The organism is Geminocystis sp. NIES-3708 (assembly GCF_001548095.1).
Classification (GTDB): Bacteria; Cyanobacteriota; Cyanobacteriia; order Cyanobacteriales; family Cyanobacteriaceae; genus Geminocystis.
In genome coordinates this window covers 1570246-1592663 of sequence record NZ_AP014815.1, presented here as the reverse complement: position 1 = coordinate 1592663, position 22418 = coordinate 1570246, and the positions used below count along the sequence as shown (strand labels likewise).

The following is a 22418-nucleotide window of genomic DNA, read 5'->3' as shown; positions in this document are numbered from 1 at the left end:
GGGTTAATGATATTAACCCCAAAACAATTGAATTAAGGACAGCCAAGAGATTGACGAGTACTTGCTCCTGTCTTAGAATTTATTCCACCAGCATATTTACAAAGTTTGATAATTTGTTGATTATCTAACACTGCCTGAGTAAAATCTGCACCTTCAATTTGAGCATTATTAAAAGTCGATCTCAACATCACTGCTTCTTTAAAAATAGCATCCGTTAAATCGGCATTATCAAAATTAGTAAGATAAGTTAAACCATTGGTTAAATCAGATCCAGAAAGGTTTATTTTTTCTGCTTTCACACCGTTAAAAACGCTTCCTCGTAAGTCAGTATTACTTAAATTTGCATTTTCTAACTTAACATTAGTAAACTCTGCTAATTGTAAATTTTGTCCAGAAAAATCTTCTCCTGTTAAGTCTTTTCTTTCAAAAGTTGATGTTACCGCACTCGAACTAGCGGCTATAGCTTTTGTGGGTATAAATAAAGTTGTTAGAACTAAAATTAGAACTAAAAAACGGGCTAATTTTTTAAGCATAAATAGAGAATATAAATATTGATAATTGTTAATTGTTAATTGTTAATAATTAATTAATTTATGTTCCCACAGTCCAAGAATTCATATACTCAATTTGAGCAGGAGTCAGAGAATCAATAGTGATACCCATACCTTGTAACTTCAAACGAGCGATTTCTTGATCTACTTCCACGGGGATAGAGTGAATACCGGGTTGTAAACTGCCTTGATTTTTAACCAAATATTCACAGGCTAAGGCTTGGTTAGCAAAACTCATATCCATAACCGCACTAGGATGACCTTCAGCCGCCGCTAAATTAACTAAACGCCCTTCACCTAAGACAATTACCGATTTGCCGTTATTAAGTAAATATTGTTGGGTAAAGTTACGTACTTCTTTCACTTCACGAGACATGGATTTTAAGGTTTCTAAGTCAATTTCTAAGTCGAAGTGACCAGAGTTACACACCATCGCACCATCTTTCATCACTGCGAAATGCTCTTCACGGATAATATGTTTATTTCCTGTTACAGTTACAAACACATCACCAATACTGGCGGCTTCACTCATGGGCATTACACGGAAACCATCCATCGCTGCTTCAATGGCTTTAACGGGGTTAATTTCGGTGACGATGACATTTGAGCCTAAACCACGAGCACGCATTGCTACTCCTTTCCCACACCAACCATAACCAGCAACGACTAGGTTTTTACCTGCTAAAAGTACATTAGTTGCACGGATGATACCATCAAGGGTAGATTGTCCTGTACCATAACGATTATCGAAGAAGTGTTTTGTTTCAGCGTCATTGACGTTAACGGCAGGGAAAGTTAATACACCATCTCTATACATCGCTTCTAAACGAACGATACCTGTGGTGGTTTCTTCGGTTGTACCGATTAAGTCACTTAATTGGTGTTGTCTTTCTTTAATTAACGTAGCAACTACGTCCGAACCATCATCGATGATAATGTTAGGTTTATGATCTAATGCGGTTTGTACATGACGGTGATAAGTGGCATTATCTTCGCCCTTAATAGCAAAAACAGGGATACCATAGTCATTTACTAAACAAGCAGCTACGTCATCTTGAGTTGAAAGAGGGTTACTAGCAATTAATACCGCATCCGCACCACCAGCTTGAAGGGCGATCGCCAAATTGGCAGTTTCAGTGGTAACGTGACAACAAGCCACTAAACGAATACCCGCAAGAGGTTTTTCTTGGGCAAAACGTTCGGTGATTTGTCCTAAAACAGGCATTTCTCTTGCCGCCCATTGGATTCTTTGGCGACCAAGGTCAGCTAAATTAATATCCTTAATATCGTAATTTAATTTGGTAGGAGTTGCAACCATGAGGAATACTCAATAAAACTTTACATTTTAATGATACCTCACGACTGTTAAATCTTACCTGAGTTCAATATAAAATTATCATTAATTAATTTTTCTATCAAAATCAAAGAGATTATAGAATATGTCCCTACTAAAATAATTATTACGATTGCCTTCTATTGATTAAGATTATTTACAGATATATCAATAGAGTAAGTATTAAAAAAATAAATTTACATATCGTTACGTTTCGGGTAAAATCTCCAAAGAGTAAAATTTTTTACCAACTTATTTTTAAAAATCAAATATATATAGGAAGATTTGCGTCATGGCAAAAAAAAGTATTGCAAGTTTAACACAATCTGATTTAGAAGGAAAAAGAGTATTAGTGCGCGTTGATTTTAATGTACCTATGGATAACGGACAAATCACCGATGATACTCGTATTAAAGCAGCTTTACCCACCATCAATCATTTAACAGCTAACGGTGCTAAAGTTTTATTATGTAGCCACATGGGTCGTCCTAAAGGTCAAGTTAAAGATAGTTTACGTTTAACCCCTGTTGCTAAACGTCTTGGGGAGTTATTAGGTAAAGCCGTTACTAAATTTGAGGACTGTATTGGTGATGTTGTTAGTACTGGGGTAAGTGCTTTAGCTAATGGTGATGTTGCTTTATTAGAAAATCTCCGTTTTTATGATGAAGAAGAAGCTAACGATGCTGAATTTGCTAAAAAATTAGCTAGTAACGCCGATTTGTACGTTAATGATGCTTTTGGTACAGCCCACCGTGCCCATGCTTCTACTGAAGGCGTAACCCATTATTTATCTCCTTCTGTTGCTGGTTTTTTGATTGAAAAAGAATTAGAATTTTTACAAAGTGCGATCGAAGCTCCTAAACGTCCTTTAGTAGCTATTGTAGGTGGTTCAAAAGTATCCAGTAAAATCGGTGTTATTGAAACCCTCCTTGAAAAATGTGATAAATTAATCATCGGTGGTGGTATGATTTTCACCTTCTACAAAGCACGTGGTTTAAGTGTTGGTAAATCCTTAGTAGAAGAAGATAAATTAGACTTAGCCAAAGCATTAGAAGCTAAAGCTAAAGAAAAAGGAGTAGAGTTTTTATTACCTACCGATGTCATTTTAGCGGATAATTTTGCCCCCGATGCTAACACCCAAACCGTTGATATTAATAGCATTCCTGATGGTTGGATGGGATTAGATATTGGACCTGATTCCGTTAAAACTTTCCAAGAAGCTTTAGCTGACTGTAAGACAGTAATCTGGAATGGTCCTATGGGTGTATTTGAGTTTGAAAAATTCGCTAAAGGTACAGAAGCGATCGCACATACCTTAGCAGAATTAACAGGCAAAGGTGCAATTACCATTATCGGTGGAGGAGACTCTGTCGCTGCGGTAGAAAAAGTAGGAGTTGCTGAAAAAATGAGTCATATTTCCACTGGTGGCGGTGCAAGTTTAGAGTTACTTGAAGGTAAAGTCTTACCCGGTATCGCTGCTTTAGACGACTAGAGAATTAAGAATGTAGAATGTAGAATATAGGGTAAAAAACTCTTGATTTTTGGTATTTACCCCAAATTTTAGAATTTCTTTTTATTTTAAGATTCTACTTTCTACTATACTATTGAGCTTCAACTTATCTATGACCAAATTAACCGAAACTGATTTATCTGCTACGTCTAAATCTAATTTTTGGATACAAATAAAAGAAAATTTTAGTATTGTTTTTATAGGCTTAATCTTAGCTATTCTTATTCGAGTTTTTATTGCTGAGCCTCGTTTTATTCCCTCTGAATCTATGTCTCCGACTCTTTCTGTTGGTGATCGTCTTGTGGTAGAAAAAGTTTCCTACTATTTTAATCAACCTCATGATCATGATATAGTTGTTTTTACCCCTCCTCCTCAATTACAAATATTGGGATACGATGCAAATCAAGCATTTATCAAAAGAATTATTGCCCATGGGGGAGAAACCATAGCAGTAAAAAAAGGCATAGTATATGTTAATCAAAAACCCCTTGCAGAAGATTATATTTTTGATCCTCCTCAATATGACTTAGAAACAATGGAAGTGCCTCAAGGATATGTTTTTGTGATGGGTGATAATCGTAATAATTCTAATGACTCTCATATTTGGGGATTTTTACCTCAAGAAAATATTATAGGCAAGGCAATTTTTACTTTTTGGCCTCTTGAACATTTAGGCAAAATTAGTTAAGAGATGAATCTGATATGAGAATATTTTTGCAAAGAAAAATTCCTTAACTTTAATATTTATTTCCAGTAGCTATAATCAATATCTTGATTAGTTTTAGGTTGTAAATCTTTGGCTTTTTCTCGAAACTTAAAAATGAGATCTTCTAATTCATATTGATGTAAAATAAATGCTTCATAATAAATAGTGGAAAGACATTTTCTGAATTGATTAGGAAGTAAAGATTCATCTAATAATTTATTAAAAAGTTGTGGAAATGATACTTTTCCTGTTTCCATTAAACGTTGTTTTGCCATGCCAGTGGGAGAAAATAGATAATGATAAGAAAATATTTGAGTATCATCTTTATCAGAACAAAAGAAGGCTAAAAATAGAATAAATAAAGGAATAACAATGGGATTTTTTTCGATGGTATCTTTAACTATTTCTTCTACTTTTACTCGATGATAGCCTATACCACTATAATCTTCTATTAAAATTGCATCTAATTTAACTACTTTTTCTGTGTCAGGAAATTTTAAAATCATTCCTTGGGCATTTAAACCCATAATTAATTTTTCCCATTTTTCAAAAGTAAGATTATCGGTGCTAAAATGGCGATCGCAATAATTGACAATATCTCTGACTGCTTCTTCAAATTTTTGGGGAATGGTAATATTATCAAATTTATATAAATCATCAGGAATAGGAGGAATAAAATAAGTAAGGAAAAGAATTTTATGGGTATCAGGAGTTAAAAAACCTACATTTAAAAGTTCAACTAATTTTTCAATATTGAAAGGAAATTTTTTGAAAGATAAGAAAATTTCTGCACCAATTTCTTTAATAACAATTAATAATTCTGCTGGTTGTAAGTTAAACGATTCTCGATAAATTTTTTGTTTTAATTTTTGTTTATGAATACCAAAACATTCATCTAAAGCACAATCAATAAAAAGAGCGTAGTCTTGTTGAGGTTGAGAAAAATCTAAGTCATATATATCAACAATATATAAAGGAGTCCAAATACCTGTTTCTATTTGTAAATTAATCAAAGATCTATCAAATTCATCAATTATTCTTTTTTTTCTTTCTATCTGTAATTCTCTTTGTTCTTTGATTGATATTTTTGCTTTTTTATCAATGATTTTAATATTAATATTATTATTATTAATGGTAGAATTTTCAGTAGATATATTAGAGGTTTTCTTCTTTTTTTTCCCAAAAAGTTTGTCTAACATTTAACTAAACAGAAATAAATAATTAAAATTATTCAGCCATTATACTCTCCATAAACAAAAGTTGGGGAAAATGATGATAAAAAATAATATTTAATGAATGTTAATTATAGACAAAAGATGATTTGTGATAGACAATTGATAATTGACCTGAAGATATAGATATTTGATTGAAGATGAAACCAATTATATTTAGCATGGGAATTGTGATTATCTGTGCAGGATTTTTGATAATTTCCCTTATTTTTAACAACAATGGTAAACCAGAAGCGATCGCTGACGAAATAGGTATAAACAATGTTACACTAACTCAGAATATGTCTGAAAAATCATCTTTAATAGCAGACGCTAGTCAACTTAAACCTAAAGGAAATATGGATATAGATTTATCGACGGCGCAAACTTCTCCTACCGGCTTAAAGTATATTGAAAACATTGCTGGAGAAGGACAAACCCCACAACGAGGACAAAAAGTAACAGTACATTATACAGGTTACTTAGCAGAAGAAGGAGTTAAAAGAGGCAAAAAATTTGATAGTTCTCTTGATCGCAATCAACCTTTTACCTTTACCATTGGTATAGGACAGGTTATTAAAGGATGGGATGAAGGAGTTGCAAATATGAGTGTAGGCTCAAAAAGTACTTTAATTATTCCTCCCGATTTAGGTTATGGTGCTAGAGGTGCAGGAGGTGCAATTCCTCCTAATGCTACTTTGATTTTTGACGTAGAATTATTGGAAATCAAATAAATAATTGACTAACAAATTACTTTTAATTTGTAAGGGCGAATACTTTTCGCCTAAAGTCTTGTCGTAATCAATCAAAATATGATAAGTACAAAAAAAGAGCAAAATTGGGATTTTTGGTTTTTATTACCCCTTTATCCTTATCAACAACGCCCTACTTTAAAACAAGAAATTATTACAGATACTATTTGGACATTTGACCAACCTCATGGTTTATTATATGCTGTTGTGCCGATTCGCATGACTGTTATTAAATTGGCGAAAGGAGGATTATTAGTATATTGTCCTATTGCACCTACTCAAGAATGTGTTAACTTTGTTAGACAATTGGAAAATCAACACGGAAAAGTTAAGTACATTATACATTCTACCAGTTCAGGGTTAGAACATAAAATTTTTGTTGGTCCTTTTGCTCGTTTTTTTCCCGCCGCCGAAGTTTGGAGTGCACCTAGTCAGTGGAGTTTTCCCATCAATTTACCTATAACTTGGCTTGGTTTTCCCCCTCGACGTACAAAGATTTTGCCCTTAGATTATCGACAGTCTCCTTTTGCTGATGAATTTCAATATCAAATTTTAGACATTAATTTAAGTCAAGGCTCATTTGTTGAAGTTGCTCTATTACATAAAGCCACAAAAACTTTATTGGTTACTGATGCTGTAATCAAAATACCTCAACATCCTCCTAAAATTATTGAATTAAAACCTTTTCCGTTGCTTTTTCATGCTAGAGAAACTGCTTTAGATAATCTTGAAGATACTACGGAAAATCGTCTCAAAGGTTGGCAAAGAATTTGTTTATTTGCCCTTTATTTTCGTCCTAGTGCTATCGATACTACTTCTGTTAAACAATTAATTAAAGAAGCTCTCAACGCCCCTAATCGTTCTGTTAGTAACTATTTTGGGCTATATCCTTTTCGTTGGCAAAGACATTGGCAAAAATCCTTTGAGGCGATCGCCAATCGAGAAATACCATTAGTTGCGCCAATACTCGAAACTTTAATTTTACCCCAAGCACCAAAAGAAGTAATAAACTGGGCGACAATAATCTCAACATGGAATTTTAATCAAATTATTCCTGCTCATTTTTACGCACCAATAAAAGCGACACCAACACAATTTCGCCAAGCATTTTCTTTTTTAGAAAACAATTCTTCTTCTCCCCAAAATTTATATCCCAGTGGGAATGATCAAATTTATCAAAAAGATAGTAATTTTATTAAACAATTAGAGGCAACGTTAATTAAATTAAAGATAGCAAAACCACCAAAGACTAAGTTAACAAAAATTGAAATTGATGGATAATATCTCTTTGCAAGTAAAACTAGCTCTTAAGTGGGATTCTTTAGTACAACCTTTTTATATTGAGCAAAAAGTTAGTAAAAAAATATTTCTGGATTTAGTTAAACATTATTCCAATTCCTCAAGATATTATCATAATCTTAAACATATTGACCATCTTTTAGAAATCATTGAAATTTTACGAGAAAAATCACAGAATTTTATTGCTATTCAATTTGCTGTATGGTTTCATGATGTTATTTATAATACTCATTGTAAAAATAATGAAGAAAAAAGTGCAGAATATATGGAAATAGAATTAAATACCTTGAAAATTCCTTCAGAAATTATTGATAAAGCTAAAAATATGATCTTGAAAACTAAAAACCATGAAGCCCATGAAAATGATATTGATAGTGAAATTTTATTGGATGCAGACATGGCAATATTAGGAGCTGAAATTTCTGAATATAAAATTTATGCCCAAGGAATTAGACAAGAATATTACTGGATTTCAGAACATGAATATTCTATAGGAAGAAAAAATTTTTTAGCTCAGATTTTAGCAAGAAAATATATCTATTTTAATCAAATCTTTATAAAAACTTTAGAGTTAAAAGCTAGACAAAATATACAATGGGAAATTGAGAATTTATCAAGAAAAAACCCTCAAAACCCTAAGTAATATTTTCTAAATTCTTTATCTTGTTAATTATTAATTCTTAACTAAAATTGGTTGTTTCTTAGAATAATTAGCAACAATTTGACGAAAAACATCTCCTTCAATAGTTTCTTTTTCGATTAACTGATCTACTAAATTATCAATTAAAGGACGATTATCTATGATTATCTTTTTAGCATTTTCATAACATTGATAAACTATTTTTTGAATTTGTAAATCAATTTTTTCAGCTATTTCTTGAGAATATTCCGAGCGATTAACAGTGTCATTACCTAAAAATATTGGTTGTTCGTCTCCCTCTAAGGCAAGGGGTCCTAATTCTGACATTCCAAATTTAGTAACTATTTGACGAGTTAAAGATGTAACTCTTTCAATATCATTTCCCGCTCCTGTGGTTACTTCATCATTACCGAAAATAATATCTTCGGCGGCTCTTCCCCCTAATAAACCTGTAATACGAGCAAATAGTTGAGTTTTAGAAATTAAACCTTGTTCTTCATCAGGGGTAAACCAAGTTAATCCTCTGGCTTGTCCTCTAGGGATTAAGGTAACTTTTTCCACGGGATCATGACCGTTGGTAAATGTACCTACAATTGCGTGACCAATTTCATGATAAGCAATTAACCTTTTACACTTACTATCGACTAAAGGAGTGCCTTCCATTCCAGCTATAACTCGATCAATTGCCGCATCAATTTCTGACATGGTGATAGCTTCTTTTCTTCTTCTGGCAGTTAAAATAGCCGCTTCGTTGAGTAAATTCGCTAAATCTGCTCCTGAGAATCCGGGAGTACGTTGAGCGATAGTGTCTAAAGATACTTCGGGAGCGATTTTTTTAGTAGCGGCGTGGACATCTAAAATGCCTAAACGTCCTTTCAAATCAGGATAATCAACCATCACTTGACGATCAAATCTTCCGGGGCGTAATAAGGCACTATCCAAGACATCAGGGCGATTGGTAGCGGCAATGACGATAATACCTGTATTTCCTTCAAATCCATCCATTTCCGTCAATAATTGGTTAAGAGTTTGCTCTCTTTCATCATTGCCTCCGCCGATACCTGTACCTCTTTGTCTTCCAACTGCGTCAATTTCATCGATAAAGACTAAACAAGGGGCGTTTTCTTTGGCTTTTTTAAATAAATCACGAACACGGGAAGCACCAACTCCCACAAACATTTCGACAAATTCTGAACCAGAAATGCTAAAAAAAGGAACTTGTGCCTCTCCTGCAATAGCTTTAGCTAAAAGGGTTTTACCTGTTCCTGGAGGTCCAATTAGTAATACTCCTCTAGGAATTTTAGCACCAACGGCGGTGAATTTATCGGGGGTTTTGAGAAAAACGACGACTTCTTGTAATTCTTCTTTAGCTTCCTCAATTCCTGCCACATCTTTAAATTCAACTCCTGTAGCCGCTTCCATTTGAAATCTTGCCCTTGATTTCCCAAAATTCATCGCCCCTGCCGCACCACTAGCAGATTTTTTGATGAGGAGAAATAAACCAATAATTAATAAAAGAAGAATACCTAGTTGCATGGTGTTTAATAAAGCCGCCGTATTAGCCGCAGAAGATTCTACGACAAAATCCACTCCTTTTTCCCTAATTTTGGCAATTAATTCGGGATTTTGATTAAATAACTTGACTTTTTGCGGTTTATTATCATTTTCTCCGTTCAAATAAACATAGGCAATATTTGTGGAAGGATCAATAGAAACTTTTTTTACTTCTCCAGTTTCAAGACTTCTCAGTAAATCGCTGAAATTAAATTGCTCATTTTTTTCTTGTGCTAAGACACTGCTACCAGTAAAAAATGTTTGTAATAGCAATAAACTTCCTGCCATTAAACTGATAATTTTTTTGTTTTTAATTGCTTTATTTTTCCGTAATTTATGATTATAATTGTACATTTTATGATTTTTTTAATAGTATTTTTTAACTAAAAGAAATTTACTTTTGATTGATTATTGTATTGTCAATTTCTGATTCTTTTACCTATTCCTTGTAAAATACCTTTACCAATTAAGCCGATGCCTTTACCAATAACTTCTGTTAGTAAATAAACAACAATTTTACCTAAGGTATTTTCTAAAGATTTTATCCCTCTAGAGAGACTATCTCTTAATTCAATTGAAATGGTTATCCATAAAGGTATTCCTTTTATAACATTTAATTCTTCATGACGAGGATGAGTTATCATACAAGTCTCTATGCCCTGATAAGTTAATTTTAACATTTGATATTGATCTTCAAAGATATTTCTAGGATTTAGCCAATATGTTTCTTGACGATATGCCCAGACTAAATTATTACGAAACATGGCTACTTTTCGAGAAGATTTTAGCTCTAAAGTAAATAAATTTTGTTTAATATTTAAGTTATCAGCAAATTTATTTAAAGTGAAATCCATAATCGAATTAGCAATGGTGATCAGTAAATTATCAAAAATAGTTTCTTCAATATCTTTAGCTGATTGGCTATCATATTCATATAGTTGATTATCGATTATTAAGTCTTTTTGCTTAACTTGATAAAGAATAATTTGTTCTAAAAGGGGAATTTTTGATAAATTTTGAGTTAAGAAAAAATTAGAATTTTCTAAAACCAATTGTACCAAATCATAAGAATTATTTTCATCAAAATTATAATATCTACTCAAAAATTTAATAGTTGAATTTTGCCAAATATCTTTAATAAGAATATCAATTTTCTTTGGTAATTCTTCCTCTTCTAAATTAATACTATTAAAATTTTTAATTGTCATTATCCATTCTTGTAGAATAACGATTAATAACTCTTGTTTTTTAGATTCTTTGAGTATATCAGTAGAATATAATTTATCAGTAGAGTTTTTAACTGAGCCTTTAATTTTTGCTAAAGTTAAATCATAAATATTATTTGGATTATTACTTACAACAATTTGATTGTTAAAATTTATAGATGAATCATTTTCGTTACCAATATCTTGTGATTCAGATTCCAAGGTAAGGTTAGATTGAAAATGAGTATAATCAGGAGTAAATTGCCGTATAAACCATTTAGCTAACTTTAATTCTCTTTTTCTTCCTTGCCAGTATAAAATATCTCCCACTGATAATTTTTTCCCTTGAATGTAATCTTCAATATTAATTATTTCTCCTTGAATTTGCTGTAAACCAAATTGACATTGATTATAAAACCAGTTATGAATATTTTTAGATGGTGTTGAAGAATTATTAATAGAAAAATAAGTTTCTCCTGAGGCACAGATTCTCACTATTTTTACCAATTCATTAACATCAGTTCCTTTATAACAACATCCTTTAATTACAGGAATAAGAGAAAAATCACCTATAAAACCCCAAGGAACTAAAATAACTAAAGATAAGTTAGAATTTTGTTCACTTAATTTTTCAAGAGAATTAAGAAATTTTTGAGCTTTATCTGGATATTGATTAAAATCTAAAGATACCACCCATAAAGTAAGATTATATTCTTTTAATAAAGACGAAAAATCTAAGATCTTACCAGTCGCTATTACATTTATATCCTTAAATTCTTCCCCATTCAAAACTTCTTTTAATCCTAAAACAAATATCGGATCATCATCTAATAATATTGTATTAATTTCGGTCTTATTGGTATTAGTGAAAGACATTGTAAATAATGAAGAATTAAGAATTAATTTAAAAGCATATTAGCTTAAGTCATCTGATTGGTGTTTATAACCATAAAAATCAATGCGATAATGGGCTACTTTTACTCCTGTTTTTTGTTCAATAGTTTTAATTAATTCTGAGGGTAATTCCACTTGTATATCTACAATTTGATTAGTGTCTAACACATTAACATGACTATGATCTTCGCAAAAGTTACCATATAACCTTCCTTCATGTCTTTCCACACATTCAATAATTCCTTGACTTGATAAAGCTTCTAAATTTTGATAAACAGATGTATGCCCTATATCTTTTCCTTGCTTACTTAGGCGATCGTAAATTTCTTTTGCCGATAAGTGTTCGTCTTGTGACCACAATAGTTCAAGAACAAAACGTCTTTGACGAGAAAGTCTCATACCTAATTCTTGGCAACGGTTGAGGGCATCTTTTAAGGAGCGAATTTTTTTTGCGGTTGCTCCTGATTTTTCCATATTCTCCTATAATGTATTTCTGCTAAAGTAAACTCACTACCACTTTAACCTAAGTAACCTAACTTTGAACATTTACTCGGACAAAATCAATGATTAAACTTTTTAGATATTTTTCAAGGTTTATCTTTTACCATATTAAGCATCTCATCTATTCAATCTGAATCCGTTTATTCTTTTTATGTTAATGTTAAATTACATCTTGTCGGCATGGTTTTTTGGGACTTTTTTCTCAGGAATCTTAGCTGTTATCGTTGGTTTAATTATCGGTTTGATTGTTGGGACAATCAGAAAAAGCATTAAAACAACTATATACACTACAATTGTCGGTTGTTTTGTTGGTATCATGTGGATTTGTATTATTCCTCTCTATGGGACTCCTGGCAACATCCAAGGATGGGGTATGGGAGGAGGATTAGGATCACTCGCTCCTCTGATGACGATGATTGGTTTAGGTTCAATAGGTGCATTAACGGGAGGGATAACAGGTGCTACATTCGGGTTTTCTTTTTTCCAAAGTTTATTAATTAACCAGCACAAACTGGGAATATTAATAGGAATAGTTTACTTAGTAGTTGCACTATGTATTTTTCTCAGTTTTAGTGTTGCCTGTATCAATTCTAATTCTGCCGACTGGTATTGTAAAAAAGTCGGATTTTAAAAGAGATAATCATTATAATCTTTATATCAAATAAATTATTTGGCTTATTGGTGGCACTTCTGAGAGTATTGCGATCACAAAATCATCAATAAAACATGAGCAAAAAATTATTATTTTTGTAACTACAGCTAAGGCAACCCAACTATATCAATTTGTAGGAAAACAGAAGATTTTTGTCAGAAAATTAACGAAAAACATGATGTTAAAATTTATTCAACAAAACTCTAATATGGCTCACCAAAGATTATGACTGAGCGAGTAAGTTGTCTAACTACTTCCGTGGTTACATCACTTACTGCCAAACCTCCCGCAGTACGACGACGAACAGAGCGTAAGATAACTAAATCAAAATCATATTTCTGGGCAGTATGAATAATAGCTTGAGCAGTATCTGGATAACGTAATGTTTTAATGGTAATAGGAATTTGAGTAGCTATTTTTTCCACCGCAATACTTAAAGCTGACTTAAAGGTTTCTATTTGATTTTTATTAATTTTGCGATCGTGTACGTGAAGTAGGGTAAGACTACCTTGATTATTACCAGCAAAGATAGAAGCAAAACGAATGATATTGAGAGTTTTTTGATCTAAGTTTTTAACAGGTACTAAGATTTGGTGTATGTCATTTGGTTCATCTAATATTTTTATCACAGCAACAGGACAATGAGAAGCCCAAAATACATTATCAATTAAATTACCAAATAAACGAGCTTGAATAGTAGTATTTGGACTCCAACCCATCACAATTAAGTTAGCTTGATTTTCTTTTGCAACTCGGCTAATGGCTTCGGCTAAATCATCATCAATGCGAATAATTGGTTTAACAGATACTTGTAAATCTTGACTATATTTGACACTTCTAGTTAGTAATTTATGGCTATGATTTAGGGCGATTTTCAATTCTGGCTCATCCATGTGAACATGAGCTTTTACTATAGATAAAGGTATGATAGAGCCTTTTTCATGACGTGCCAAAATTGCGCCAATTTCAATGAGTAACTTTTCTGTATGAGGATTAGCAATCGGTACAACAATGGAAAAAGAATCTATTAAATTATGCTCTTTAAAAGTTTCTTCCTTAGCTAATTCTGAAGACTCTTGAATCTCTAATGGTTCGATTAATGCAACATCTACAGTAGGATTAAATAAATTACGGGCAAATTTACCTGTTATAATGGGGCCTGATACAGAAGTAACTAACATCATCACAATAACAACGTTAAAAACTGAGTCTGACAATAAACCAGCGTTAACTCCCACTAAGGTTGCCGCTAAAGTTGCCGCTACTTGAGGTAAGGATAAAGACCACATTGTCATACATTGATCCCAATTATATTTATACAAAAATTTAGGTATTAATGCCGCAATAAATTTACTTAAAAATAAACCACCAACAATAGCAATGGTAAGGAAAAAATCGCTACTTAAAGTGTCAATAAAACCCGAAATATTTAAAATTAATCCGATGGAAACGAAAAAACATGGTATAAATAAAGTGCTACCTACAAATTCAACTTTTTCTTTAACTGGTCCTTTTCCTACAACATCATTAACTGCTAAACCAGCTAAAAATGCACCAACAATTTTATCTACATTAATCATTTGTGCTCCCACAGAAGCAAGAAAAACTGCTAATAAAACGAATAAAAATTGATTACTTTCCTCGTCGCCTGTACGCCTAAAATATTCTTTCCCAGCTTTATCAAAACCATATAAAATCACAAAGGAATAAAAGGCTAAACTCACTAATTGAAAAATTAAAGTAGCTAAAGTAAATTCTCCGCCGTGAATAGAAACACAAATAGCTAAAACCAATAAAGCACCAATATCTGTAAAAATAGTTGCACCAATAGTGATGACAACTGCTTCATTTCCCACTACCCCTAAACGATTGACAATGGGATAACCTAAGAGAGTATGAGAAGCTAATAATGAACCTAATAAAATAGAAGAATTTATGCCCATATTAAAGGTTAAACCCACTAAAGTACCCATAATTAAAGGTACGATAAAAGTACAAAAACCAAAAGTTAAAGAACGATTTTTACTCTTACGAAAATCTGCTAAATCAATCTCTAACCCTGCCACAAACATTAAATAAATTTTACCAATGTCGGCTAAAAGTTTAATAGATTCACTCTCTTTATCTAACAAACCAAAACCATCATTTCCCAAAATAACTCCTGCGACTAATAAACCTACTAATCCGGGTAGTTTGATTTTTTCAAAAAGAGGGGGAATAGTGACAATAACTAATAATAAAATAGTAAAAGTAAGAAGAGGACTATCGGGAATTAGGTCATAAAATTTTTCCATCTATTTAATTTTTTATTTTTGGATATTTTCTTCTTTATTTTTATACCATTAAAATAGTCTAATTCTTTAAAAACTTATTTAAAGTTTATATTAGTTTTTTATTTTTACTTACCTTAAAATTTTAGATATTTAGAGTATTTTAAAAATCTATTTATTTTGATCTATATAATATTATTATTAAGTTAAAATTTTTGCTATTATAACTTTATTTTTCATAAATCATTAGATCAATTATTTAAAGTAATATATCATTTTCAATTCAAGATAACTTATCTATTTGACAATTTTTTCTCGAAGATTTATTTTAAGTAGCAATTCATTAGACTCAAAGTGTCGTGTCAAAAACAAAGTTAATGATATTTACGTATGAATAAGTAATAGAAAATTCTTAAGTATCAAAATAATTAATTCAAATAATTAGATTTTATTTTAAAATATATCAAAAAAAAATACCAAAATATACTGATTGTTTAATAAAAAAAAGATATTATTATTTTAAATATAGGAGAAAATTCTCATGAAGAGGTAATGCCATGAAAGTAGAATTAACATTGGAGGGAAAATTAGATAAACCTTGGTGGAATCGTCCTTTATTAGGAGAAAAAACTCTTATCGATTATATTTTTAGCCAATATATTAAAGCTGATATACCTCAAGATATTTTATTTCATTACAATAGTGCTTTGGAAAAGATAGAAAGTACGAATGTCACTCTAAAGGCTTTATTAAGTGAAAAATTTATCGAAAAAGATTTTTTAACCTATGCAAGAATACAGAGTTATTTAGATAGATATTGTCAACAGAAACAGCATTATTTTGTTATTGCTAAAGAGTTTTTTAAAATATTATTAGATAATTTAGATACTCTTTTTAAAATCAAAGAAATTGAAGCAGAATATAATAGTCCAGCATTTTTAGAATTTTATCAAAATTCTCTTGAGTTATTTCAACAACAAGAAAATAAATTAATTTTTCAAGAAAAACTAAGAAAATCAATATCCTTTTTTATAAAACAATTAAATGAAGAAAATGAACAAAAAACTATGAAACTTTATATGAAGTACTTGTTCATGATTTCTGATGTAAATAATTTAGGAACTTTTTTTTACTTATTAAAAACTAATGAACTAGAATATTGGCAATTATTGAAAAAGATTAAAGATTTTATTGAACAGAACAAAGCATATAATATAGAGGATTTAAAACCTTTCGTTTTATTGGTAAAAAGTGATGATAATTTATTCCGAGAAATAGCGACTCAATTTCTTAGAATAAAAAAAGATGACACTGAAGATTTCTTAACTATGGCGAGAATTCTACAGTACATTACGTTAAGTTATAAGTATGAAGCATTTTACAGTCAATTTCAACTATTTTTAAGTTATCTCAGTAAATGGGAAAAAACCTATTATTATATTCTCCATCTCAAAAATAAATATCCAAATAGTAAATATAATTATCCTTCTAATTTCAAAGTTAAACTACCTGGATTTGATTTATATAAGAGTTATTATGATTATTTAGATACAACTTATTCTATTAAATAATGGAATAAAATCTCATCATTTTTTTATAATTTTTGATTTTGAAACGATAATTAAAAGCCTTAAAATAATCACTAATTTTTAATGTTCAATTTTATGTTGACATCTTTATTATATGATGATTGAGAATAAAAACAAGATCAAAAAATCATTGAAACATGAAAATAGTTGTTACTGGTGCAACTGGCTTTTTAGGCAGACATCTTTTACCACAATTAAACACTCAATATCCTCAAGCTACAGTAATTGGTTTATCTTCTCAAGATTATGATTTGATGAATCCTGTGGAAGTGCTGAAAATGTTTGAAGAATTACACCCAGAAATATTAATCCATTTAGCCGCTTATTCGGGAGGAATTGGTGCTAATCGTTCATTTCCAGCCGATTTCTATTATCGCAACACTATTTTAACCGCTTTAGTATTTGAACAAGCAGCGAAATTTAAAGTCAAAAAAATGATTTATACGATGGGAGGATGTAGCTATCCAGCAACCGCAACATCACCTATCGATGAATCTCAGATGTGGCAAGGTTATCCTCAAGCTGAAAGTGCAGGTTATTCAAGTGCGAAAAAAATGGGTATTGTCGCTTCACAGTCTTATCGCACTCAATATGGTTTAAATTCTGTGGTATTAATTCCGGGTAATTTATATGGAGAATATGATAATTTTCGTAACAATGAATCTCATGTCGTACCTGCTTTAGTTAGACGTTTTTATGAAGCTAAATTAAACAATTTGGAAGAAGTAACAATGTGGGGAAGTGGTGCTGCTAAACGAGATTTTGTTTATGCCCAAGATGTGGCAAAAGTTATTCCTTATTTTATTGAAAATTATGATTCTAGTGAGCCAATTAATATTTCTTCAGGCACAACAACACCTATTAAAGAATTGGCAGAAATAATAAAAGAAACCACGGGTTTTGAAGGTAAACTAAGTTGGGATATAACAAAGCCTGATGGGCAAATGGTAAAAATTTTTGATGTTACTAAATTAAATTCTTTAGGCTTATCTTGTGATACTCATTTAAAAGATGGCTTAGAAAAAACTTTCGCTTGGTTAAGTACAAATTATAGAAATAAAACCGATGGAATTCGACTCTAATTTTAAAATTATTATTATCGGTGGAGAAGGCTTTGTTGGTTCGGCTTATACTCGTTATTGTCAAAAAAATAACCTTGATTATCTAGTAATAAATAGAGCTAATTATGAAAATAATATTGGCACAAAATGTGACTTATTAATCAATGCCAATGGCAACTCTAAAAAATTCTTAGCTAAAGATAACCCTCTATTGGAATTTGACGCTTCCGTCCGTTCTGTGCGACAATCATTAATAGATTTTCCTGCCAAAAAGTATATATTCTTGTCTTCTTGTGATGTTTACCCAGATTGTTCAAATCCTGAATTGACAAAAGAAGATAGAATCATTGACATTTCTGCCCAAAGCCCTTATGGTTTTCATAAGTATTTAGCTGAACAATGTGTTCGTCATGTACATCCTGACTGGTTAATTTTCCGTATGGGGGGTTTTGTCGGCGAAGGAATGAAGAAAAACGCTATTTTTGACATCCTTGAAGGGGAAAAACTTTGGCTACATCCTGATAGTGAATTGCAATATATTCATACTGACATAGCGGCAGCCGCAGTTATAAATATTATTCAACAGGGTTACACTCAAGAAATTTTCAACCTCTGCGGTAAGGGTTTAGTCAAGTTGAAAGAGATTATTGACATAACTAAAAGTCAAGTCAAAGTTAACTTTGAGACTCCTCCCGTCGCCTATGAAGTATCTATCAATAAAATTCAGTCAGTGGCAAATATTCCTTCTACTCGTGAAACAGTAATTGATTTTGTGAATGAGAGTATCTCGCAAAGGCGCAAAGACACAAAGGAAATTTATTAAATTCAGTTTTTTAACGTAGTTTGTTGTCGCTAAAAATTAAATAAGCGGCGGCAGCCAACAGCATTGCCGCAAAAAAATAATTTCGAGTAATTGGAACTTTCATGTAAGCAAAACTAAATCCTGCAAAAACTAGCATACTGATTACTTCTTGCACTACTTTTAATTGAGGAAGGCTAAAATATTGATTCCCAATACGATTGGCTGGTACTTGAAAACAGTATTCAAAAAATGCTATTAACCAACTTATAATAATTACAGTCCAAAGAGGAAATGATTTTAGATCTTTCAAATGACCATACCATGCAAAGGTCATAAAAATATTTGAAATCACTAAAAGAATTAATGGTTTAAACATTTTTGATTTGTAAAGTTTATTTCTTTTCAATGCCTAAATATAATTCTGCTACTTGAGGGTTGTTAAGCAAGTCTTTTCCCTCACCCTCAATAGCATCTTTTCCATTTTCTAAAACATACCCACGATGTGCCATCATCAAAGCTTTTTTGGCATTTTGTTCTACTAAAACTATTGCTTTACCAGTGGCATTAACAGCTTTTATTTGTTCAAAAATATTATTCACTAAAATGGGAGAAAGTGCAGCAGATGGTTCGTCTAATAATAGCAAATCTGGATCTAACATCAAAGCCCTACCCATAGCTAACATTTGTCTTTCACCACCAGATAATGTACCAGCACTTTGTTTCGCTCTTTCTTTTAATTTAGGGAACATAGTATATATTAGCTCTTTTTGCTTCTTATTTGAGCCTGATAATGTATAAGCACCCATTTCTAAATTTTCCTCGATGGTGAGACTAGGAAAAACGTTGACAATTTGTGGCACATAACACATTCCACGCTTAACAATCTCATTCGGTTTTAATCCAGCTATATTTTCTCCTTTAAAGATTATTTTGCCTTGATTTGGTGATAATAAGCCAAAAATGGTCTTAGCAAGAGTAGATTTTCCTGCACCATTTGGACCGATTACGGTAACTAACTCATGGGCTTCAATACTAAAGTTTATACCTTGTAAGATGTTTAAATCTTTTATATAACCTGCATAAACATTTTCGACTTCTAGTAAATTAGCCATAAAAATTAATAATCATCTATAAAAATTAATTACCTTGTCAACTTGTGTTATGAGAAGAATCTATTATTCCTTAAATCAGATAAACTTAATCACTATACAGGAGTTTTTTGCAATTCGGGACGCTCTTCTGCTAGGATGGCATCTTCTACTGGACATACTTGCAGACAAATTCCACAATCAATACAAGTGTCAAAATCAATCCAATACCAATCAGTGCCTTTGATATTTTTACTTGGTCCTTCATGAATACACGCTACAGGACAAGCTGAAACACAATCGGCTATTCCTTCGCAAACATCCGTTACAATAGTATGTGGCACTTTTTCGCTCCTGATTTATTAATTCTATCTTTTACGCCCAAAACATTATACAGTAAGCTATTAACCATTGACAATAAAATTGCCTTATGAATCAGTAAAAAGATGAAATATCCTCATTATCAATCAGGTAAAAGTAATAATCAACAGTTAAGTTTATTTGAATCTGTCGCAGTTTATCAAGTAAAAAAGCCTAATTTAACTCCTGATTTTGTCATGGGAAAAAAGTTTTTAGAAAATTGGAAAAATAATCTTTATAATTATCAACAAAGTCAGCGTAATAATTTATCTCAACAAATTAATTTTTTTCCCGATAAGACGACTTTATTTGACATAAATTTATTTGATCCTTTTAGCCTTGAAACTCATCCTGATCAATTTTATGATTTACCGAACTATAATCTTAGTGAAAGTTGTCTTTATTTTATTTTAGATACTCATGTAGATATACTTTTATATGTAGGAGAAACTAAATTATCCCCCCATCAAAGATGGATTAATCATGACTGTAAAAGTTATATTCAAAACTATATTGAATTGCACCGAAAATATAAGCTCAATTTAATGATTCGCAGTGCTTTTTTATGGAGTATTCCTACTGATAGAAAATTACGTCAAACCATTGAAAAAAATTTGATTATTAAGTGGCGATCGCCGTTTAATAAAGAATCATGGAAATATTGGGGACAACCTTTTAAATAGATCAAATTTGATTAGTTTATAGTTATTTTACGTTCTAAATTAAAAACTATTTTATTATTTCTCATAAGCTGATATTTTCCTATCCATGTACCTTTTTCTAAACTTGATTTATTATTTTTTCCAGCATAACTCATCCATGTACGAGAAGATTTATTAATAGGTTTTTTCTGATTAATAATTAGTTGATTATTCGGGTTAATTAATTGGAAAGATTCTTGATCATTTTCTAAGACTCCAAAAGCATGAATCCAAAAAATTAATTGAGGACTTTTATTGTTAATTGACAGATTATAAAATTGTCCTTCCCATAATTTTTGTTGAGTGGGAATTTCTGAGGCAAAACCAGCTTCAATTAATCCTGTTGGTGTATAGTCTAATTTTTTTTCCCATAGAGATTTTTTTGTTATGTCACAACCTGTTTTATCTGTTATTCCCACAAAAGGATCGACAATTTTGCCTTCCTGCCTTAAGCTTAAATGAACATGAGGAAAAGATGATAATCCTGATGTTCCTACCATACCTAAAGTTGTTCCTTTTTCTACTTCCATGCCATTTTTGACAATGATACTATTTTGTTTTAAATGACAATATTGACTTTCCCAACCGTCTTCATGTTTAATTACGATTCCATTACCACATTCTTTGCCTTCTATCGCTTTTTTGTCTTCTTGATTCGATATTAAATTATCTTCTACTCCATCTCTTACCCTTAAAACTATACCATCTTCGATAGCTTTAACCTGAACACCCTGTTGCATAATTTGCAGATTAGGAATCCCAAAATCTGTACCGTTATGAGTGTCATAGGTTTGTCTGCCACAACCAAAATCAATTACTTTTGATGTGGGATCATGATCAACATAGTGCATAATATAACAATCTTGACCTAATTTACAATCAATTGGTAAACCAAATTTGGGTGCTGAAGATGCAAAAGTAGCGATAGAAAATGAAACTAACACTAATATAAGAATAAAGCTAATTCTTTTTAACCATTTGATTGATAGTTTTGACATTTTATTCAAGTATTGAAGATAAGTACAATATATTTATTTTATCTTTTATGAAAAACAAAGATTAAAAAAGCTCTAAAAAATGATTATTAATTAATATTATTTTTTGATTGATTTTTTAAGTATTCAAATACTGATTTATCGCCAATATCAGGAGAAATTTCTTGAATAGATTTTCCCATGAGAAAAACTAGAAATAAGATTCCCCATGTAGTTAATAAAAATTGTTCTAATTTTAGAGGGAAAATATCCATCATATAACCTAGTAATAAACTGGGAATCATAAAACTTAAAATTTTTGATTCTATACGGTTAAAACAAAAGGCTTCTTTAATAAATATTCCTGTTAAACTGGCAAAAATAAAGCCAATTCCTAGTAAACTTAAAGGTTGATTTTTGATAAAATTTACCAAGTATCCTTGACTATTTATAGCAAAAACAATAGTACTAATTGTACCGATTAACCAAAAAACTTTTAACGTATTGTGTAAGGGTTTTAAGTAAATATGAATCTTTTGTAAACTTACCCCTAAGCTCATAATAAATAAGGCAAATAATATCGTTAAAACTTGATCGATAATCGGAGTAAAATCTAACCATAAAAATAATAAAATCCCTACAGCAAAACTGACTCCTGCTAATGCTAAACCAAGACGATATATCATTACTTCTTTGCGATCTTCTTGTGTAATGATAAAGTTACCAAATTGTCCTTCATAAATTTTAGATTCTATAGTCATATAT

General features: G+C 31.2%; 23 protein-coding genes. 11 read left to right on the top strand and 12 right to left on the bottom strand.

The features are described 5' to 3' along the window. Window positions 1-32: 32 nt before the first annotated feature. Together GM3708_RS06945 and ahcY are read right to left on the bottom strand one after the other, a co-directional pair. The gene (locus GM3708_RS06945) at window positions 33-533 is read right to left on the bottom strand and encodes a pentapeptide repeat-containing protein (protein ID WP_066345146.1); all 501 of its coding nucleotides are present in this window, start codon (window positions 531-533) and stop codon (window positions 33-35) included. Between the two features lie 58 nt (window positions 534-591). Beyond that, window positions 592-1869, bottom strand: coding sequence for an adenosylhomocysteinase (gene ahcY / locus GM3708_RS06940; protein ID WP_066345144.1), 1278 nt, complete (start codon window positions 1867-1869; stop codon window positions 592-594). Between the two features lie 307 nt (window positions 1870-2176). Between ahcY and GM3708_RS06935 the strand changes: the two genes are divergently transcribed. Then, window positions 2177-3376 carry a phosphoglycerate kinase gene (locus GM3708_RS06935; RefSeq protein ID WP_066345142.1) on the top strand — a complete coding sequence of 400 codons (1200 nt, stop codon included), beginning with the start codon at window positions 2177-2179 and terminating at the stop codon, window positions 3374-3376. Between the two features lie 130 nt (window positions 3377-3506). After that, window positions 3507-4082, top strand: a complete 576-nt coding sequence (lepB, locus tag GM3708_RS06930; RefSeq protein ID WP_066345140.1) for a signal peptidase I — start codon at window positions 3507-3509, stop codon at window positions 4080-4082. 56 nt (window positions 4083-4138) lie between these two features. Here lepB and GM3708_RS06925 read toward each other — a convergent pair whose 3' ends face one another. After that, window positions 4139-5299 (bottom strand): hypothetical protein, encoded by a 1161-nt coding sequence (locus tag GM3708_RS06925; RefSeq protein WP_066345138.1) that lies wholly within the window; start codon window positions 5297-5299, stop codon window positions 4139-4141. Between the two features lie 173 nt (window positions 5300-5472). On the opposite strand from GM3708_RS06925, the gene GM3708_RS06920 reads away from it, so the two are divergent. The 3 genes from GM3708_RS06920 (at window position 5473) to GM3708_RS06910 (ending at window position 8005) form a co-directional block, all read left to right on the top strand. Then, window positions 5473-6045 carry an FKBP-type peptidyl-prolyl cis-trans isomerase gene (locus tag GM3708_RS06920; protein ID WP_173644998.1) on the top strand — a complete coding sequence of 191 codons (573 nt, stop codon included), beginning with the start codon at window positions 5473-5475 and terminating at the stop codon, window positions 6043-6045. A 78-nt stretch (window positions 6046-6123) separates the two neighbouring features. After that, window positions 6124-7344, top strand: a complete 1221-nt coding sequence (locus tag GM3708_RS06915; protein WP_066345134.1) for a DUF4336 domain-containing protein — start codon at window positions 6124-6126, stop codon at window positions 7342-7344. Then, window positions 7337-8005, top strand: coding sequence for a hypothetical protein (locus tag GM3708_RS06910; protein WP_066345132.1), 669 nt, complete (start codon window positions 7337-7339; stop codon window positions 8003-8005). Before GM3708_RS06915 ends, GM3708_RS06910 begins: the two co-directional genes overlap by 8 nt. Before the next feature lie 30 nt (window positions 8006-8035). Here the strand turns inward: GM3708_RS06910 and ftsH are convergent, their stop codons facing one another. The 3 genes from ftsH to GM3708_RS06895 form a co-directional block, all read right to left on the bottom strand. After that, window positions 8036-9910, bottom strand: a complete 1875-nt coding sequence (gene ftsH, locus GM3708_RS06905; protein ID WP_066345130.1) for an ATP-dependent zinc metalloprotease FtsH — start codon at window positions 9908-9910, stop codon at window positions 8036-8038. Window positions 9911-9975: 65 nt separating this feature from the next. Further along, a complete protein-coding gene (locus GM3708_RS06900; RefSeq protein WP_066345129.1) occupies window positions 9976-11637 on the bottom strand; it encodes a DUF3685 domain-containing protein in 1662 nt (553 codons plus the stop codon). A 39-nt stretch (window positions 11638-11676) separates the two neighbouring features. Next, window positions 11677-12129 (bottom strand): Fur family transcriptional regulator, encoded by a 453-nt coding sequence (locus GM3708_RS06895; protein ID WP_066345128.1) that lies wholly within the window; start codon window positions 12127-12129, stop codon window positions 11677-11679. A 184-nt stretch (window positions 12130-12313) separates the two neighbouring features. Here GM3708_RS06895 and GM3708_RS06890 point away from each other — a divergent pair, with 184 nt between their 5' ends. Together GM3708_RS06890 and GM3708_RS19765 are read left to right on the top strand one after the other, a co-directional pair. Continuing rightward, window positions 12314-12787: a hypothetical protein gene (locus GM3708_RS06890; RefSeq protein WP_144439290.1), complete on the top strand. Its 474-nt coding sequence runs from the start codon at window positions 12314-12316 to the stop codon at window positions 12785-12787. 34 nt (window positions 12788-12821) lie between these two features. Continuing rightward, window positions 12822-13037, top strand: coding sequence for a precorrin-6A/cobalt-precorrin-6A reductase (locus GM3708_RS19765; RefSeq protein WP_144439356.1), 216 nt, complete (start codon window positions 12822-12824; stop codon window positions 13035-13037). Here GM3708_RS19765 and GM3708_RS06885 read toward each other — a convergent pair. Continuing rightward, complete coding sequence (locus GM3708_RS06885; protein ID WP_066345122.1) at window positions 13012-15102, bottom strand: cation:proton antiporter; 2091 nt, start codon at window positions 15100-15102, stop codon at window positions 13012-13014. The two genes, GM3708_RS19765 and GM3708_RS06885, sit on opposite strands and share 26 nt — an antisense overlap. Window positions 15103-15635: 533 nt before the next feature. Here GM3708_RS06885 and GM3708_RS06880 point away from each other — a divergent pair. From GM3708_RS06880 to GM3708_RS06870, 3 genes are all read left to right on the top strand, one after another. Beyond that, on the top strand, window positions 15636-16649 hold the full coding sequence (locus GM3708_RS06880) for a hypothetical protein (protein WP_066345120.1): 1014 nt from the start codon (window positions 15636-15638) through the stop codon (window positions 16647-16649). 155 nt (window positions 16650-16804) lie between these two features. Then, a complete protein-coding gene (locus tag GM3708_RS06875; RefSeq protein ID WP_066345118.1) occupies window positions 16805-17749 on the top strand; it encodes an NAD-dependent epimerase/dehydratase family protein in 945 nt (314 codons plus the stop codon). Further along, on the top strand, window positions 17733-18551 hold the full coding sequence (locus GM3708_RS06870; RefSeq protein ID WP_066345117.1) for an NAD-dependent epimerase/dehydratase family protein: 819 nt from the start codon (window positions 17733-17735) through the stop codon (window positions 18549-18551). Before GM3708_RS06875 ends, GM3708_RS06870 begins: the two co-directional genes overlap by 17 nt. A gap of 10 nt (window positions 18552-18561) precedes the next feature. Here GM3708_RS06870 and GM3708_RS06865 read toward each other — a convergent pair whose 3' ends face one another. From GM3708_RS06865 to GM3708_RS06855, 3 genes are all read right to left on the bottom strand, one after another. Beyond that, entirely contained in the window at window positions 18562-18906 is a 345-nt protein-coding gene (locus GM3708_RS06865; protein WP_066349360.1) for a DMT family protein, read from the bottom strand. A gap of 16 nt (window positions 18907-18922) precedes the next feature. Beyond that, window positions 18923-19642, bottom strand: a complete 720-nt coding sequence (locus GM3708_RS06860; RefSeq protein WP_066345116.1) for an ABC transporter ATP-binding protein — start codon at window positions 19640-19642, stop codon at window positions 18923-18925. Window positions 19643-19734: 92 nt separating this feature from the next. Continuing rightward, complete coding sequence (locus GM3708_RS06855) at window positions 19735-19962, bottom strand: ferredoxin family protein (RefSeq protein WP_066118594.1); 228 nt, start codon at window positions 19960-19962, stop codon at window positions 19735-19737. Between the two features lie 102 nt (window positions 19963-20064). Between GM3708_RS06855 and GM3708_RS06850 the strand changes: the two genes are divergently transcribed. Then, entirely contained in the window at window positions 20065-20661 is a 597-nt protein-coding gene (locus tag GM3708_RS06850) for a hypothetical protein (RefSeq protein WP_066345115.1), read from the top strand. An 11-nt stretch (window positions 20662-20672) separates the two neighbouring features. Here the strand turns inward: GM3708_RS06850 and GM3708_RS06845 are convergent, their stop codons facing one another. Both GM3708_RS06845 and GM3708_RS06840 read right to left on the bottom strand, forming a co-directional pair. Beyond that, on the bottom strand, window positions 20673-21623 hold the full coding sequence (locus tag GM3708_RS06845; RefSeq protein ID WP_066345114.1) for a M23 family metallopeptidase: 951 nt from the start codon (window positions 21621-21623) through the stop codon (window positions 20673-20675). 140 nt (window positions 21624-21763) lie between these two features. Further along, window positions 21764-22414: a DUF2301 domain-containing membrane protein gene (locus tag GM3708_RS06840; protein WP_066345113.1), complete on the bottom strand. Its 651-nt coding sequence runs from the start codon at window positions 22412-22414 to the stop codon at window positions 21764-21766. Window positions 22415-22418 lie beyond the last annotated feature (4 nt).